Raw genomic sequence first — 14,844 nt, 5'->3', positions numbered from 1 at the left:
TCTATGCGGATTGGTATAAATCAGGCCGCAATGACTTCGGCGATCAGGTAGGCGGTGTAGCCGGCATAGCTGAGCAATAACAGCCCGCCTTCGAAACGGTTAATCCGCCCTGTTTTGCCGAATCCATAGCCCAATATGAACAGTGACATGGTGAGCGCCGCCATTACCAGCATATCGCGGTTGAATACCTCCGGGCCTGCTGACAGTGGCTGAATCAGACCCGCAATGCCAACTACTGCCAGAGTATTAAACAGGTTGGAGCCAATAATATTCCCCAGTGCAATATCATGTTCACCCTTGCGGGCCGCAATCAGGGATGAGGCCAGTTCCGGCAGCGAGGTACCCACTGCCACAATGGTCAGGCCAATCATCAGATCACTGATACCGAGCAGGGTTGCCACTTCTACTGCACCCCATACCAGGATGCGCGAACTGATGATTAACAACACCAGCCCCACACTCAGCCACAGAAGAGATTTTTGTACAGACTCTGTGCCCGTGGTTAACTCCTGTTCCACTTCTGCAGCCAGCGTATCCTGGCGCTGTTGCATGCCCTGGCGTACAGTCCAGATCATCAGCAGGGTAAATAACGCGATTAGTATCAGAGCATCAACCCGGCTGATCTGACCGTCCCAAAGTTGCCATGCTGCCACTGCCGTCACCAATATCAGCAATGGCAATTCTTTGCGCAGTACCTGTGAATGCACGGCGATAGGGCTGATCACCGCTGTCAGTCCCAGAATCAGGGCGATATTAGTAATATTAGAGCCGTAGGCATTACCCAGAGCGATACCGGCGTTGCCTTGCGAGGCGGCCAGGGCAGACACCAGCATTTCCGGGGCCGAGGTACCAAACCCGACAACGATCATGCCAATCAATAATGGCGGCATGCCAAAGTGGCTGGCGGTTTTGGCAGCACCATCCACGAAGCGCCCGGCGCTCCAGAGCAGTAGCATCAGGCCAGCAATGATAGCGATAAAGGCGAACAACATAGAGATTATTCCTTGCGCGACTGCTATTTAGCCCTGTCTGAAGACTCGCTGGCCTGTTCCTGCTGATCCTGCCATTCTTCCAGTTCTGCTTCACCGCTGAGGTCTGAGGGATCGAACCCCGGGTTGAACTCACGGATAAAGATTTCCCAGAAGGTCAGGAACAGCGCCGCGATCAGCGGGCCGATAACAAAACCATTAATCCCGAATAAGCTGAATCCGCCAAGCGTCGAGAGCAGCACCACATAGTCCGGCAGCTTGGTGTCACGGCCGACCAGAATGGGCCGCAGGATATTGTCTACCAGCCCGATAACAACGGCGCCGAAAGCAGTGAGTATGGCTCCGTCTACCCACTCACCGATGGCAAACAGATAGATCGCCACCGGTGCCCAGATAAGACCGGCGCCCACCACAGGGATCAGCGACAGGACTGTCATCACCACGCCCCAGAGTATCGGCCCCGGGATATCCAGTATCCAGAATATTATTCCGCCCAGGGTACCCTGAACAATAGCCACCACCAGATTGCCTTTAACGGTGGCCCGGGTGACTTCAGAGAACTTATCAAACAACTGATGTTCCCGTTCATCACCCATTGGCAATGCCCGCACCAGCAGCATCACCAGTTTCGGACCATCACGCAGAAAAAAGAAGGTGACGTACAGTAGCAAACCTATATTCAGGAACAGGGTCATGGTGCCCTGACCGAGCTGCACGGCGTTCTCTGCTATCCAGCGGCTGGAAGAGACGGCGCTGTCGGCCAGCAGGCTTTTAAAGTTTTCAAGGTCGATACCGAAACGACCGAGAAAGTCCTGCACCGCCGGAAAGGCTGTTTTGAGCTGTTCCACGTAGGCACCGGGATCGAGATCGCCGTCCTGCAGTTTCTGGTAGATTTTCGCGCCTTCCTGAAAAAATGAGGCGGCCACAAACAGGGTGGGCACGATCACCATGATGGCGCAGATAACCAGGGTTGTAAGGGCTGCCAGATTTCGCCGCCCGCCCCAACGCTCTGTCAGATAATGGTGCAGGGGATAGAACATGATGGCAATCACACAGGACCAGAACAGGGCGCCAAAGAAAGGCTTGAGCAGATAAGCAAACAGCCCTGTGATCAGCAGCAGCAATAACAAAAATGAGCGGTGTTCCAGTTTTTCCTGCATGTTTTTCCCTTGTGCGACAATGCAGATTCAAGCACAGACCAATAAAGCAGTACAGTGAAATTAAACCAGTTTCTCCAGCAAGCTGTTCAGATACCGTTTCCCCGATTCTGTTAATTGCCAGCTTTGAGGTGTTTCATCGATAAGCCCGGCATCGATGGCGCTGGCCAGTTTACCGGCAAGTCCAAATTCGCTCAGTGCCAGGCCGGTATAGCGCCCGTAATCCTGTTTAGGGCAGGGCTCTAACAACCTCAGGCGATTCATAAAAAACTCAAAGGGCCGGTCTTCTCTTGCCACCTCCTGGCTCTGATACAGGTAGGGTTTGCTCAGATCCATATAGCCCTTGGGGTGTTTGACCTTGACGGTGCGAAGGATCTGATCCGCGCCTGCATCGGTGATTTTGCCATGGGCCCCACAGCCAATCCCAAGATAATCGCCAAAACGCCAGTAGTTCAGATTGTGCTGACACTGGTGCCCGGGCTGGCTATAGGCCGAGATTTCATACTGCCGGTATCCGGCCTGTTCCAGCAGTTGGTGCCCCCTTTGCTGGATATCCCAGAGGATATCGTCATCGGGCAAAACAGGAGGTTTAGAGGCAAACAGGGTATTGGGTTCGATGGTCAGCTGGTACCAGGAAAGATGAGGCGGCAACTGTTCAATGCCGCGACGCAGGTCGGACAGGGCATCATCCACAGACTGGTCCGGCAGACCATGCATCAGATCCAGATTAAAACTGCTGAGCCCGGCATTATGGGCATAGCCGGCTGCCCGGCTGGCCTGTTCGGCGTTATGAATACGCCCCAAAGCCATAAGTTTATCCTGCTGAAAGCTCTGAACGCCTATAGAGATGCGGTTGACTCCGGCCTGATGAAACGCCGCAAATTTTTCGCTTTCAACCGTGCCCGGGTTGGCCTCAAGGGTAATCTCAGCATCAGCACTGAGGTTAACCCGCTCACGCACACCATTCAGAATCCGCTCAATGCCCGGCGCACTGAACAGACTGGGCGTACCGCCGCCAAAGAAAATTGAACTGACTTCACGGTCAGCCACAAGCTTTGCATCGGTGGCTAAATCATCGAGCAGATGGCTGATATATTCCGTTTCCGGCAGAGCGGTTTTCTGACCATGGGAGTTAAAGTCGCAATAGGGGCACTTTTGTACGCACCAGGGAATATGGATGTACAGCGCCAGCGGTGGATGTTGCAAAGCCGATTCAGCCAAGAGCCGCTTCCAGCTGAGGTAGCAATTGCTGCAGTGCCTGTGCTCTGTGACTGAGCTGGTTCTTCAGGTTCGCTTCAAGTTCTGCCGCGGTGCACTGATGTGATGCTACCCGGAATACCGGATCATAGCCAAAGCCGCCGCCACCTGAGGGTTGCTCTGTGATTTGCCCCTGCCATTGGCCCTGGGCGATAACCGGCGTCGGATCATCGCCATGGCGCATCCATACCAGTACACAGATAAAGCGGGCCTGGCGATTAGACTGGCCTTCAAGGGCACCGAGCAGTTTGTTGATATTGTCTGAATCAGTGGCGTTCTCACCGGCATAGCGGGAGGAGTAGATGCCCGGTGCACCGCCAAGGGCATCCACTGCCAGTCCCGAATCATCGGCAATGGCAGGTAAGCCGGTAATGCGCGCTGCATGACGGGCCTTGATAATGGCATTTTCCACAAAAGTCGTGCCGGTTTCAGGTACTTCCGGCACATCAAACTCACTTTGTACGCGAATATCCACCTGTAGTGGCGTCAGCATGGCTGAGAGTTCTTTTACTTTGCCGGCGTTGCCTGTGGCCATGACCCATTTTTGCATTGTGTTGTCTGCCCGTTGGAATTTGCCGGCATTTTACGTTGTTTATGCCACCGCGTCATTGTTGCCGGAGTTGTAGGTTGGACTTTAGTCCAACAATTTATGCAAGGTGATGCGCCCAGCGCTCAGTGACCAAAGCATTTATCACAAAGACTAAAAGACATTTTTCGCCTTTTGCAAAAGTCACTGGATGCCCGATAACAGCATTCGGGCATGACCGACAGCCGTTCCCGCATGTTGTTGGCGGGAACCCAGCGCCTTTGCGCCTCTGCGAGATCATTAAACAATTCTAAAGGTCGCGCAGGGGCGCAAAGATCGCAGAGAGAACACAGAGGTTTCAGATTCTGTAGCCTGCAAGGGCGAAGCGGGTTGCGGGGATATCCGGGCGGCTTCCCGTATTCCGCTTCGCTTTATACGGGCTACAGGCCGATAACAGCATGCGGGCATAACCGACAGTCGTTCCCGCATGTTGTTGGCGGGAACCCAGCGCCTTTGCGCCTCTGCGAGATCATTAAACAATTCTAAATGTCACGCAGAGTCGCAAAGGACGCAGAGAGAACCTGAGCAAGTCATTCCTGAGGCTGTTGCAGGTCGATGGTTTCAGATTCTGTAGCCTGCAAGGAGCGAAGCGGATTGCGGGGATACACTGGCGCCTGGGTTTCAGAGCAGTAGCATTGCCCTTCTCCGTGACCTCTGTGACTCTGTGGTGAAATTCTCGTGTGCTTTGTGGCAATCAGCTGCTTTTGCCTTTGCTTTTCCGTACTTTCTTGCCTTTGGCTGCGGCTTTTTTGCTTTTGCTGCCGGTTTTAACTTTCTTTTTCTTCGGCGGCAGGGTCGGGGCTTTATGTTTGGGTCTTAAACCCTCGATCACTCTGGCTTTAAGTTTTTGCTCTGTATAGCGCTCAATTTTCGGCACGATCAGATAATCATGAGCCTCCACCAGTGAGATGGCTGTGCCCTTTTTGCCAGCGCGGCCGGTGCGGCCGATACGGTGTACATACACATCGGCGGTGCGCGGCATATCGTAGTTAATCACATGACTGATATCGGCCACATCGATGCCCCTGGCGGCCACATCTGTGGCCAGCAGAATATTTACCTCGCCATTGCGAAACCGCCCCATCGCCAGATTACGCTTGTCCTGGGGCATATCTCCCTGCAGGTAACAGCAATCCAGTTTCTCGGAGTCCAGCCTGGCTTTGAGCTCCATCAGCCGGTCACGTGTTTTTACAAACACGATGGCCTTTTCGATATCCTCGTGAAGAAGATGGGTCAATAAGGCAAACTTATGCTGGGCATCATCGGCGAAATGCAGCCACTGCAGGATCTTGGCGTGCTCACGCCGTGAAGGGGTGGCGGAAACTTCCACCGGATCCTTGAGGATGTCGCTGGCAAAACGGGCAATACCGGTTCCTTCGAGGGTGGCGGAAAATAAAAAGGTTTGTTTGCGCCATCTGGCCTCGGCAGCGATCTGATTAACAATGGCACTGAAACCCATATCCAGCATACGATCGGCTTCATCCAGGATAAGGATTTCAATCTCGCGGCAATCAAAAGACTCTTTTTCGATATGCTCGAACAGGCGTCCTGGCGTGGCCACCAGAATATCCGGTGTCTCTTCAAGGGTTTCCCTGTCGGTGCCATAGTTGATACCGCCGGTGATCACACCACATTTTAACGAAGTAAAGCGGCAAAGCGACAGGGCCTGCTGATGTACCTGCAAGGCCAGTTCACGGGTAGGAGCAAGGATCAGTACCCGCACGCCACCAGGCTGTCGGCGCGGGTAGTCGAGCAGAAACTGCGCCGCCGGTAACAAAAAGGCGGCGGTTTTGCCGGTGCCGGTGGGGGCACAGGCAAGAATGTCTTTGGCGTCCATGGCTGGTGGGATCACCAGTTGCTGAATGCTGGTGGGTTTGCTATAGCCCATTTCCTGACAGGCACTGACCAGCGCATCATCCAAATCCAATTCATCAAACATCGTTATCCCGCCCATTCACCAAAAATCTGGCCGCGATTATAAAGGATGAACAGACTAATCCCTAACGGTAGGGTCGAATTTATTCGACCAGGTTGGATTTACCCGGATTCCGCTTCGCTCCATCCGGGCTACGCGGTAATTCATCATTCAGCATTCAGCATTCATAATTCCCCCTCACCCCACCAGCATCGCCAGGGCAGAGAAGATCAGCAGCAGGCAGATCCCCAGTTTAAACTGGCGTTCATCCACTCTGTGGTGCAGCCAGTCGCCCACTTTTACCGCCAGATACAGAATCGGCAGGCAGGCCAGTATGGTTATGGCCACCGGCTGAACCCGACCCTGAAACAGCATCACCACAGAATACAGGCTGTTGAGCACAAACCAGACACTGACCAGGGTGGCGCGAAAGGTGGCTTTGTCCAGTTGCCGGCTGCTGATGCCATACACCAGTAATGGGCCGCCTGAGCCATACAGGCCCTGGGCAATACCGGCACAGAACATCCACAACCGCTGCCACCAGTCTGAGCGGGCCCTGATCTGTTGGCGACGATAGAGCTTGAGCAACTCACGACCGGAAAACCACAACACCAGCAGGGCAAAGCCGGTTTTAAGCCAGGTCTGAGGCAGGCTGTCCAGCAGCCAGATGCCGGTGCCCATTCCCAGCACCATCAGCGGCAGGATCATCCTGATGAGCAATGACCAGTCCACCTGTCGGCGCAGTTGCCAGGCCATACCGCCGGTCATAAAGATATTCAGCGGCACCAGAATCGGCAGCAGCGCCGGAATGCTGAACATCAGACTGCCCAGCGATACGGCAATGACCATGCTGCCAAAACCCGTCACTGCCTGAGCGGTAAAGCCCAGCCATACCGCAAAACCTAACCACAGATATTCCATCGCCACCCGTATGATTTATAAAGAAAGATCAGTTCCTGCTGATCATGCCATATAAAAACACCGGTTTCTGAAACCTTTGCTTACATGCCCCAGGGCGTGCTGGCCTTTGGTGTATAAATTTTGTTCAATACCAGAGCCTTCTGATCGCGACGCCGGGTTGCAGGCCTAGTGGGCTAAGTCAAAATCCGGCAACAAAGAGCAGAAGGCTTTGGATTGAACCCTCCGGGCAGCGTCTGTAGCGCATTTATACGGCGTTATCGCTCACTCATGTAGAGCAACTACAACACATTCACTCTGCCTTGTCTAAATGCGCTACAAACTGCTGCAAAAATATACACCAAAGACCAACACGCCCTGAGTTTTAACCCTGAATTTAGTCGGTTGGTCACATTCATGAGGCAGTTTGTGGCAGCGGGTATAGGGTTATTGCATAAAAAGAACCCGCTGAATAAGGAACGCGGCATGACAACATCAGCAATCCCATTTGAGGTCAATGGTCAACCCGTGACCTTTGAACAGGATCCCGAGACACCACTGCTATGGGTCTTGCGTGATCACCTGCAGTTTACCGGCACCAAATTTGGCTGCGGAGCCGGTCATTGCGGTGCCTGCACTGTGCATGTTAATGGCCGGGCGCAGCGCGCCTGTATGACGCCGGTGGCCAGCATAAAAGGGGCCAGTATTGTTACCATTGAGGGGCTGGCAGAGGGCGAGACGTTGCACCCGGTACAGCAAGCCTGGCTGGAACAGGATGTGCCTCAGTGTGGTTATTGCCAGGCTGGTCAGATCCTGGCCACAGTGGATCTGCTTAAGCGCATCCCACAACCCAGCGATGAGCAAATCGATGCGCAACTGACCAATCTGTGTCGCTGTGGTACCTATGTCCGCATCCGTAAAGCCGTGCACCGGGCAGCACAGCTGATGCAGGAGAAGGAGAGCAGGTATGAATCAGATTGATAATATCAGCCGGCGGCATTTTCTGATTGGCGCCGCCACCGCCTCAGGTGGTTTTTTGCTGGGTGTACCAGTGCAGGTGTTGGCCTCTGAGCAAAGCAGCCCGGAACAGGATCGTACTCTGGGCTTTTTTATTCGTATCGATGCCGATGGCAGCATCTGGATCGGTAGCAGTCAGCCTGAAATGGGTCAGGGTGTGAAAACCGCATTACCTATGCTGATTGCCGAAGAGCTGGACGCCGACTGGCAACAGGTGAGCGTTAATCAGATGCCCTTGGGCATCGTCAAAACCAATGATGGATATACCTGGAAATACGGTGGTCAGGGTGTGGGTGGCAGCACAGCTGTGAGCCGCAACTGGCAGTTTCTGCGTGAAGTGGGCGCTACCGCCAGGCAAATGCTGGTACAGGCCGCTGCGGCTCACTGGCAGGTACCAGCACAGGAATGTCAGACCGAAAAAGGCTGGGTCATCCATAACGACAAACGCCTGAGTTATGCCAGCCTGGCGCCACTGGCCGCATCGCTGGAGGTGCCAGAACAGGCACCAAAGCTGAAAAACCCGGCGGATTTCCACATCATTGGTACGCCCTGCAAGGTCGTGGATGGCCGGGACATTGTTACCGGGCAGGCTAAATACGGGCTGGATGAGAAAGTGCCGGGGATGAAATACGCGGTGATGGCCCGTTGCCCCTATGCCGATGGCAAGCTGGTGAGTATGGATGACAGCCAGACCCTGAAAGTACCGGGGGTGATCAGAACCCTGACCATCGAAGGCCCGGCCCCGGGCGAACCTTATACGGTGCAGGCAGCGGCTGTGGCGGTGATCGCAGATTCCACCTGGGCGGCGATGCAGGGCCGCAAGGCGCTGAAGCTGAACTGGTCGAAAGGGCCATTTGGAGATGACAGCAGTGCTGAGTTTGAACAGCAACTGGAGGGCCTGTTGCAGCAAAAAGGCCAGATTATCCGCAGTGATGGCGATGTGGAGACGGCCATGCAAGGTGCCGGTTCCACGCACAGTGCCCGCTACTTTGTGCCTTTTGTGTCCCATGCGCCGCTGGAGCCGCAAAACTGCTTTGCCCATGTGCAGGACAACAGAGTGGATATCAGTGTGCCGACCCAGATGCCATCGGGCGCATCAAGAGCCGCCCATGCCGCCACCGGTGTGGATCGTGAGCATATACATATTCGTTTTCCCCGTTTAGGCGGCGGTTTTGGACGGCGTTTATCGGTGGATTATGTGTATGAGGCCTGTCTGATTTCTAAACAAAGTAAGCTGCCTGTACAACTTGTCTGGAGCCGGGAAGACGACCTTCGCCATGACTTCTATCGCCCCAGCGGCCTGCATGAGCTGCATGGTGCAATGGATGACAAAGGCAAGGTCACAGCCTGGCGTCATCGTCTGGCCAGTGCCAGTAAGTATTACCGGCGGCCTAATCTGGATGAATCTGAGTACTGGACATCAGAGCTGTACCCCGATGATTTCCCGGCTAACCTGATCGGTAATTTTGAGGCCGAATACCACTCCGCCCGTTGCGGATTGCCCCGCGGCTCATGGCGGGCTCCCGGGCACTGCGTCAATGCCTTTGTGATACAGAGTTTTATTGATGAACTGGCCCATCTGAACAAGCAGAGTCCGCTGGCATTACAGCTGGCCATGCTCGGCGATTACAGAGAAATTGAATACAGCAATCACGGCGGGCCGGTATACAATCCCGGGCGCCAGGCGGCGGTGTTAAAAAAAGTCGCCACCGCTATCGGTTATGACAAAGCCAGGCCCAAAGGCAGGGGAGTGGGACTGGCCAGTCATTTTACCTTTGGTGGCTATGCCGCCCATGCCATTGAAGTGTCAGTGTCTGATCTGGGCGATCTGCGCATCGAGCGGATTGTGGCGGCCATAGACTGTGGGCTGGTGGTGAATCCGGCCGGTGTGGAGGCGCAGGTACAGGGCGGCACCATTGACGGTCTGAGCACGGCGCTGAATCTGCAAATCACCCAGCAGCAGGGTAAGGTGGTGCAGAGTAATTTCCATGACTACCCCTTGCTGAAAATGGCGATGGTGCCAACAGACTTTGAGGTGCATATTGTTCCTTACGGTGACACGCCGGTTGGGGTGGGGGAAATGGCACTGCCGCCAGTGGCTCCGGCCCTGACCAATGGGATTTTTGCCGCCAGTGGTGTGCGAATCCGGCGTTTGCCGATTAAGGACCAGTTACGTCAGGAGATGGCCTGATTTAATCGTTCGGTGCTCAGCCTTGCTCAGCTTTAACGTTGCTGATAGCCGCGATTCTGGCCTGCTCCAGCTTGTCACGGATGGCTTTGCCCTGATGGCCTTCGGCAATGATCTGCTGTACATCCACGGCGCTTGCTGCCTTAAGGGCCCGACGAAAATAGTCAGCCTGGAGATAAGGGATTTGTTCAAAGCCGGTTCTGCCACGGGCATCGGCGGTACAGGCAATCAGCAGATCCTCAAAGCGCTCTGGTTTGCGCCAGGCATCACAGTGATTAAGGACTTTAAGTACCGTTGAGGGTTTAAGATCCAGCGCTTTATGTACATGGGTGTGAAATTCACCCACCAACAGCGCCAGATCGCGACAATCATTAGGCACTTTGAGTCTGTCGCTGAAGGTTTTGATGGCCTTCAGGCCGGATTTCTCATGGCCACGGTGAGAAGGCCACTGCTGTGGCGGCGTTAAGCCTTTGCCGAGATCGTGCACCAGCGCTGCATAACGCACACTGAGCTTGTCAGACAGCTTCACTGACTGCTCCAGCACCATCATGGTATGCACGCCACTGTCAATTTCCGGATGCCATCTGGCCGGATTAGGCACTCCCCAGAGGGCATCGAGCTCGCTAAACCAGTCATGCATGGCACCGGCTTCGCGCAGTACAGCAAAAAACACCTGCGGATGGGGCTCCATTAAGGCGCGACTGGTTTCTTTCCATACTCTTTCGGGCGACAGCGCCGCCAGCTCAGAGGATGCAGCAATATCGCGCATCAGTGTCAGTGTCTCAGCAGCAACCTTAAAGCCGTATTGATGATAGCGGGCCGCAAAGCGCGCCACCCGCAATACCCGCAGTGGATCTTCGGTAAAGGCATCGGAAACGTGGCGCAGCTGTCGTGCCTTCAAATCCTGCTGGCCATTATAAGGGTCGATCAACTTACCCGCAGCGTCCTCGGCCATGGCATTGATGGTCAGATCCCGGCGTTTCAGATCCTCCTCCAGCGTGACCCCGGCACTGGCATCACAAATAAAACCGGTATAGCCCTGTCCTGATTTACGTTCGGTGCGGGCCAGGGCATATTCCTCGCCGGTTTCAGGATGCAAAAACACCGGGAAGTCCTTACCCACCTGGCGAAAGCCTTTGTCCAGCATCTGTTGCACTGTCGCGCCCACCACCACATAGTCCCGTTCATAAACAGGGTGGTTGAGTAACTTGTCTCTGACTGCGCCGCCGACCAGGTAAACTTGCATAAGGACCCTGCTATGGTGAAAGTGGGGCACATTATGCCAAATTATCGGCAACCTTGCTTTGACTTGATCGGGGCAAATCGTTAACTTAGCTGACGACTTTTTCCCGGCGTCACAGGTTTTATGTATCTGAACTATTTCGGTCTGGCGGACAATCCTTTTTCCATTGCGCCAAATCCGGACTATTTATATCTCAGCCCCAGGCACAAAGAAGCCCTGGCCCACCTGACGTTTGGCTTGCGGGAAAGCGGTGGCTTTGTGATGCTGACCGGCGAGGTGGGCACGGGGAAAACCACAGTATCACGCAAGCTGATGCAACAATTGCCGCAGAACACCCAGGTGGCGATGATCCTGAATCCAACGCTGTCGGCGCTGGAGCTGCTGGAAACCATCTGTGATGAGCTGGGTATCACCTACAAAGATAACCAGGCCAGCCTCAAGCACTACACCGATTTAATCCTCAAGCATCTGGCCGAGAACCATCGTCGCGGCATCAATACCATCCTGATTATCGATGAAGCCCAGCACCTGATGCCGGAAGTGCTGGAGCAGTTGCGCCTGTTGACCAATCTGGAAACCAACAGGGAAAAGTTGCTTAAGGTGGTGTTAATCGGCCAGCCGGAATTGCAGCAATTACTCAAACGTAATGAATTGCGTCAGCTCGCTCAGCGTATTACGGCCCGTTACCATCTGTTGCCCTTAAATGCTCAGGAAGTCAAAGAGTATGTGGCGCACCGTTTACAGGTGGCAGGGGGTGACAAAGGGCTGTTCAAAGCTTCGGCGCTGGGTGCGATTTATCAGATCACCGGCGGCATTCCCAGGGTGATTAATCTGCTTTGTGACCGCGCCCTGACTCTGGCCTTTACCAAACAGCAACTGACGGTGCACCGTTATTTATTTATGGTGGCAGCGGGCCAGATCCTCGGTGAGGACGTGGTACGTCAGCGCCAGGGCAAACAGTGGACACTGATGCTGACTGCGTTATTGCTAAGTGGCATGTTACTGGGCTATCTCGCCGGAGTCTGGTATGCATAAAAATCTTTCCATTGATGCATTGCAGCCGGGCATGGTGATTGTGCAGGTTACTGCACAAAACGGCCCCATTAAGATCCGCAAATCAGGCCTGGTGACCAGTAGTGCCATGATCGAGGGCTTAAGGGAAATGGGGGTGCTGGAAGTCGAGATCGATCCTGCCCAGACGGTGGAGCTGGCCGAAGACGCCGACGAGCAGGTGGCCCACTCACCAACAAAATCGCTGTTAATGCAGGATAGCAGCCGTAATCAGGTGGATAATCAGCTCTCCGATCAGTTTCACCGCAGCCTGTTTTTACCCTCGGTGCAGTCACTGCCAGATAACTGGCATTATTATTCCCGCAAGGTGGCGATGGCGGCACTGGTATTTATCGGTGGACTGGCGCTGGGCTGGAATATCGCCAATTATCCGCTCTGGCTGGCATTATTTAAAAGCGAGCCGCCGGCAGAGGTGGTCTCCACACCAGCGGCTGAATCTGCAGGTGGCTCCAATGTTCAGCCGACACCGGTCAATGTGGATACCTCTTTACTGGCTGATGGCTCTGCTGACAGGCATCAAGGTACTGAGAATAATCCGGCCGCGCGGAAGTTGGCGCAGAGCGGGGGTTCTGAACAGCAAAATAGCCGCTCACCCGATCGGCAGGCTAATACGCAGGATGACGAAGAGGGCGAACTGGTAAGGGCCGAGGATCTCAGTCCCGCTGCCGAGGATATTTCCCCCGAACTGCTGGATAAGTTCCGCCAGGCTGTTTCGGCGCTGGATCATACCGCTAACACTGCTCCTGAACCTGAGGTAGAACAGCCTCAGGAAGTCGTACGGGTAGATCAGTTACCGTCCTGGGTGCTGGCAGAGTTGCCCTCCTTGTCGTTCTCGGCCCATATGTTCGCCTCCGATGCTGCCGATCGGTGGGTCAGAGTGAACGGGCAGGAGCTTAAAGAGGGAGACTGGTTGGATAATAATCTGCGTATTGTCAGCATCCAGTCTCAGCATGTGATCCTGGCTTACAAAGGCCAGGAATTCAGTATGCGCGCATTAACAGACTGGTAGAGGTGCAAGTCTTCAATACCCGGATTCCGCTGCGCTGCATCCAGGCTACAAGGTGGCGTAGCCTGCAAGGAGCGAAGCGGATTGCGGGTTGTATTGTTTCGCGAACTGAAGGATGGAATTTATTCGACAAACAGAAGTGTGTCTGACGCTGCTGGCCCAATAAATTGTGCTCTGCACCTCTCTCACCTCACTTCTTACTCCTAACCGCCAGCTTTATTTAACCTGCTGCAAAAACACTTCTTTAAAGAATTTGGTCAGGTTAATTTTAAATTCTTCCGGGCGTACGCTGGATTCGATTTCATCCTGCACCTTACTCAGATCCAGTTGTTTGATCTCGTTATAATGTCCGGAGCGTACCGAGTAAAATGTCATTACAGTGGGGCTTAAGGGGTCTTCTTTATTAGCGCGGGTGACGATGGCCAGTTTGCCGCTTTTGAGTTTTACCAGAGAGCCCACCGGATGCACGCCGATACAGCGGATAAACTGATGCACCAGGGACTGATCCAGTTTTCCCTGGCTGGAGCCGAGCATCTGCTTCAGAGCCTGAGTGGGCGAATACGCCTTACGCCAGGGGCGTGGCGAGGTCATGGCATCATAGCTGTCAACGATGGCCGCCATACGGGCATATACCGACAGCTCATCGCCAGATAAACCGCTGGGGTAGCCAGTTCCGTCAAGCCGTTCATGATGATAAGTCACCACCTCTCTGATCACCGGGTTATCAATCTCGGCAGCGTCGAGGATCTCTGTGGCCACATCAACATGACCATGAATAATCTGAAGTTCCTGATTGTCCAGTTTGCCTTTTTTATTCAGGATATCTGCAGGAACGCTATTCATGCCCAGATCCATCATCAGACCGGCCAGACTCAGACTGTCTATCAGTTCCTTATCAAAACCCAGGTGCCGGGCAAATACCGCCATCAGAATGGCGCAGTTTAAAGAATGTTCGAGCAGGTACTTATTGTTCTCTTTGATCAGTGTCAGGCAACACATGGCATTGGGATCGTCAAATACCGAATCAATAATATCGGCGCTGAGATCCTCAAGCTCTTTGACTGCGCTTGGGCGACCATTTCTCACCTTTTTGATAAACCGGGACTGTATTGTTTTGGCTTTATCATAAAGCACACTGGCCTCACCTAACCTTTCGCCATCAGAGCGCTTATGCTTACCTGCGCTATCGGTTATATCCTCAGTTTCATTGGTTTGGGGTGATTCCGGTTCCCCTTCTATCTCTAATGGCTCTTCAAGCACACTGCGGGACAAATCCACTTCAACTTCCTGAATCCCTTTGGCTTTGAGCTGTTGCACTTGCGACTGGGATTTTATCAGACCACGGGTTTTGATCTTAAGTGTGGCGGTTTGTTTGGTCACCTGGTGAACAAACATGCCGGATTTGACCTGATCAATGGGAAATGTTTTTAACATTCAGAATACTCAACACTGCGAACCTGCTTTGCACTATTGGGCAAAACAGGCTCGGGATCAAGGTGGTAAAACGGTTTTAGTTAA

General features: G+C 53.8%; 12 protein-coding genes. 4 read left to right on the top strand and 8 right to left on the bottom strand.

What is annotated here, in order from left to right; genetic code table 11:
• Window positions 1-20: 20 nt before the first annotated feature.
• From AT746_RS14230 to AT746_RS14205, 6 genes are all read right to left on the bottom strand, one after another.
• Complete coding sequence (locus tag AT746_RS14230; protein WP_062481400.1) at window positions 21-992, bottom strand: calcium/sodium antiporter; 972 nt, start codon at window positions 990-992, stop codon at window positions 21-23.
• Window positions 993-1,015: 23 nt separating this feature from the next.
• Complete coding sequence (locus tag AT746_RS14225; protein WP_062481398.1) at window positions 1,016-2,149, bottom strand: AI-2E family transporter; 1,134 nt, start codon at window positions 2,147-2,149, stop codon at window positions 1,016-1,018.
• Window positions 2,150-2,209: 60 nt separating this feature from the next.
• Window positions 2,210-3,352 (bottom strand): radical SAM family heme chaperone HemW, encoded by a 1,143-nt coding sequence (gene hemW / locus AT746_RS14220; protein ID WP_082633409.1) that lies wholly within the window; start codon window positions 3,350-3,352, stop codon window positions 2,210-2,212.
• Window positions 3,353-3,359: 7 nt separating this feature from the next.
• Window positions 3,360-3,953, bottom strand: a complete 594-nt coding sequence (gene rdgB / locus AT746_RS14215) for an RdgB/HAM1 family non-canonical purine NTP pyrophosphatase (protein ID WP_062481394.1) — start codon at window positions 3,951-3,953, stop codon at window positions 3,360-3,362.
• Between the two features lie 730 nt (window positions 3,954-4,683).
• Window positions 4,684-5,928: an ATP-dependent RNA helicase SrmB gene (srmB, locus tag AT746_RS14210; protein WP_062481392.1), complete on the bottom strand. Its 1,245-nt coding sequence runs from the start codon at window positions 5,926-5,928 to the stop codon at window positions 4,684-4,686.
• A gap of 174 nt (window positions 5,929-6,102) precedes the next feature.
• Window positions 6,103-6,825 (bottom strand): sulfite exporter TauE/SafE family protein, encoded by a 723-nt coding sequence (locus AT746_RS14205; protein WP_062481389.1) that lies wholly within the window; start codon window positions 6,823-6,825, stop codon window positions 6,103-6,105.
• Between the two features lie 462 nt (window positions 6,826-7,287).
• Between AT746_RS14205 and AT746_RS14200 the strand changes: the two genes are divergently transcribed.
• Together AT746_RS14200 and AT746_RS14195 are read left to right on the top strand one after the other, a co-directional pair.
• A complete protein-coding gene (locus tag AT746_RS14200; protein WP_062484256.1) occupies window positions 7,288-7,782 on the top strand; it encodes a (2Fe-2S)-binding protein in 495 nt (164 codons plus the stop codon).
• Window positions 7,769-10,009 carry a xanthine dehydrogenase family protein molybdopterin-binding subunit gene (locus AT746_RS14195; protein ID WP_062481387.1) on the top strand — a complete coding sequence of 747 codons (2,241 nt, stop codon included), beginning with the start codon at window positions 7,769-7,771 and terminating at the stop codon, window positions 10,007-10,009. The genes AT746_RS14200 and AT746_RS14195 overlap by 14 nt, the downstream gene beginning before the upstream one ends.
• A 16-nt stretch (window positions 10,010-10,025) precedes the next feature.
• On the opposite strand, the gene AT746_RS14190 is transcribed toward AT746_RS14195, so the two are convergent.
• Window positions 10,026-11,252 (bottom strand): multifunctional CCA addition/repair protein, encoded by a 1,227-nt coding sequence (locus AT746_RS14190; RefSeq protein WP_062481385.1) that lies wholly within the window; start codon window positions 11,250-11,252, stop codon window positions 10,026-10,028.
• Window positions 11,253-11,372: 120 nt separating this feature from the next.
• Here AT746_RS14190 and AT746_RS14185 point away from each other — a divergent pair, with 120 nt between their 5' ends.
• Together AT746_RS14185 and AT746_RS14180 are read left to right on the top strand one after the other, a co-directional pair.
• A complete protein-coding gene (locus AT746_RS14185) occupies window positions 11,373-12,284 on the top strand; it encodes an ExeA family protein (RefSeq protein WP_062481383.1) in 912 nt (303 codons plus the stop codon).
• A complete protein-coding gene (locus AT746_RS14180) occupies window positions 12,277-13,329 on the top strand; it encodes a general secretion pathway protein GspB (protein WP_062481380.1) in 1,053 nt (350 codons plus the stop codon). The genes AT746_RS14185 and AT746_RS14180 overlap by 8 nt, the downstream gene beginning before the upstream one ends.
• Before the next feature lie 213 nt (window positions 13,330-13,542).
• Here AT746_RS14180 and AT746_RS14175 read toward each other — a convergent pair whose 3' ends face one another.
• On the bottom strand, window positions 13,543-14,760 hold the full coding sequence (locus AT746_RS14175; protein WP_062481378.1) for an HD-GYP domain-containing protein: 1,218 nt from the start codon (window positions 14,758-14,760) through the stop codon (window positions 13,543-13,545).
• Window positions 14,761-14,844 lie beyond the last annotated feature (84 nt).

It is taken from the genome of Lacimicrobium alkaliphilum (assembly GCF_001466725.1).
Lineage (GTDB): Bacteria > Pseudomonadota > Gammaproteobacteria > Enterobacterales > Alteromonadaceae > Lacimicrobium > Lacimicrobium alkaliphilum_B.
The sequence above is the reverse complement of the archived record's forward strand: the minus strand, read 5'-3'. Positions and strand labels throughout refer to the sequence as shown.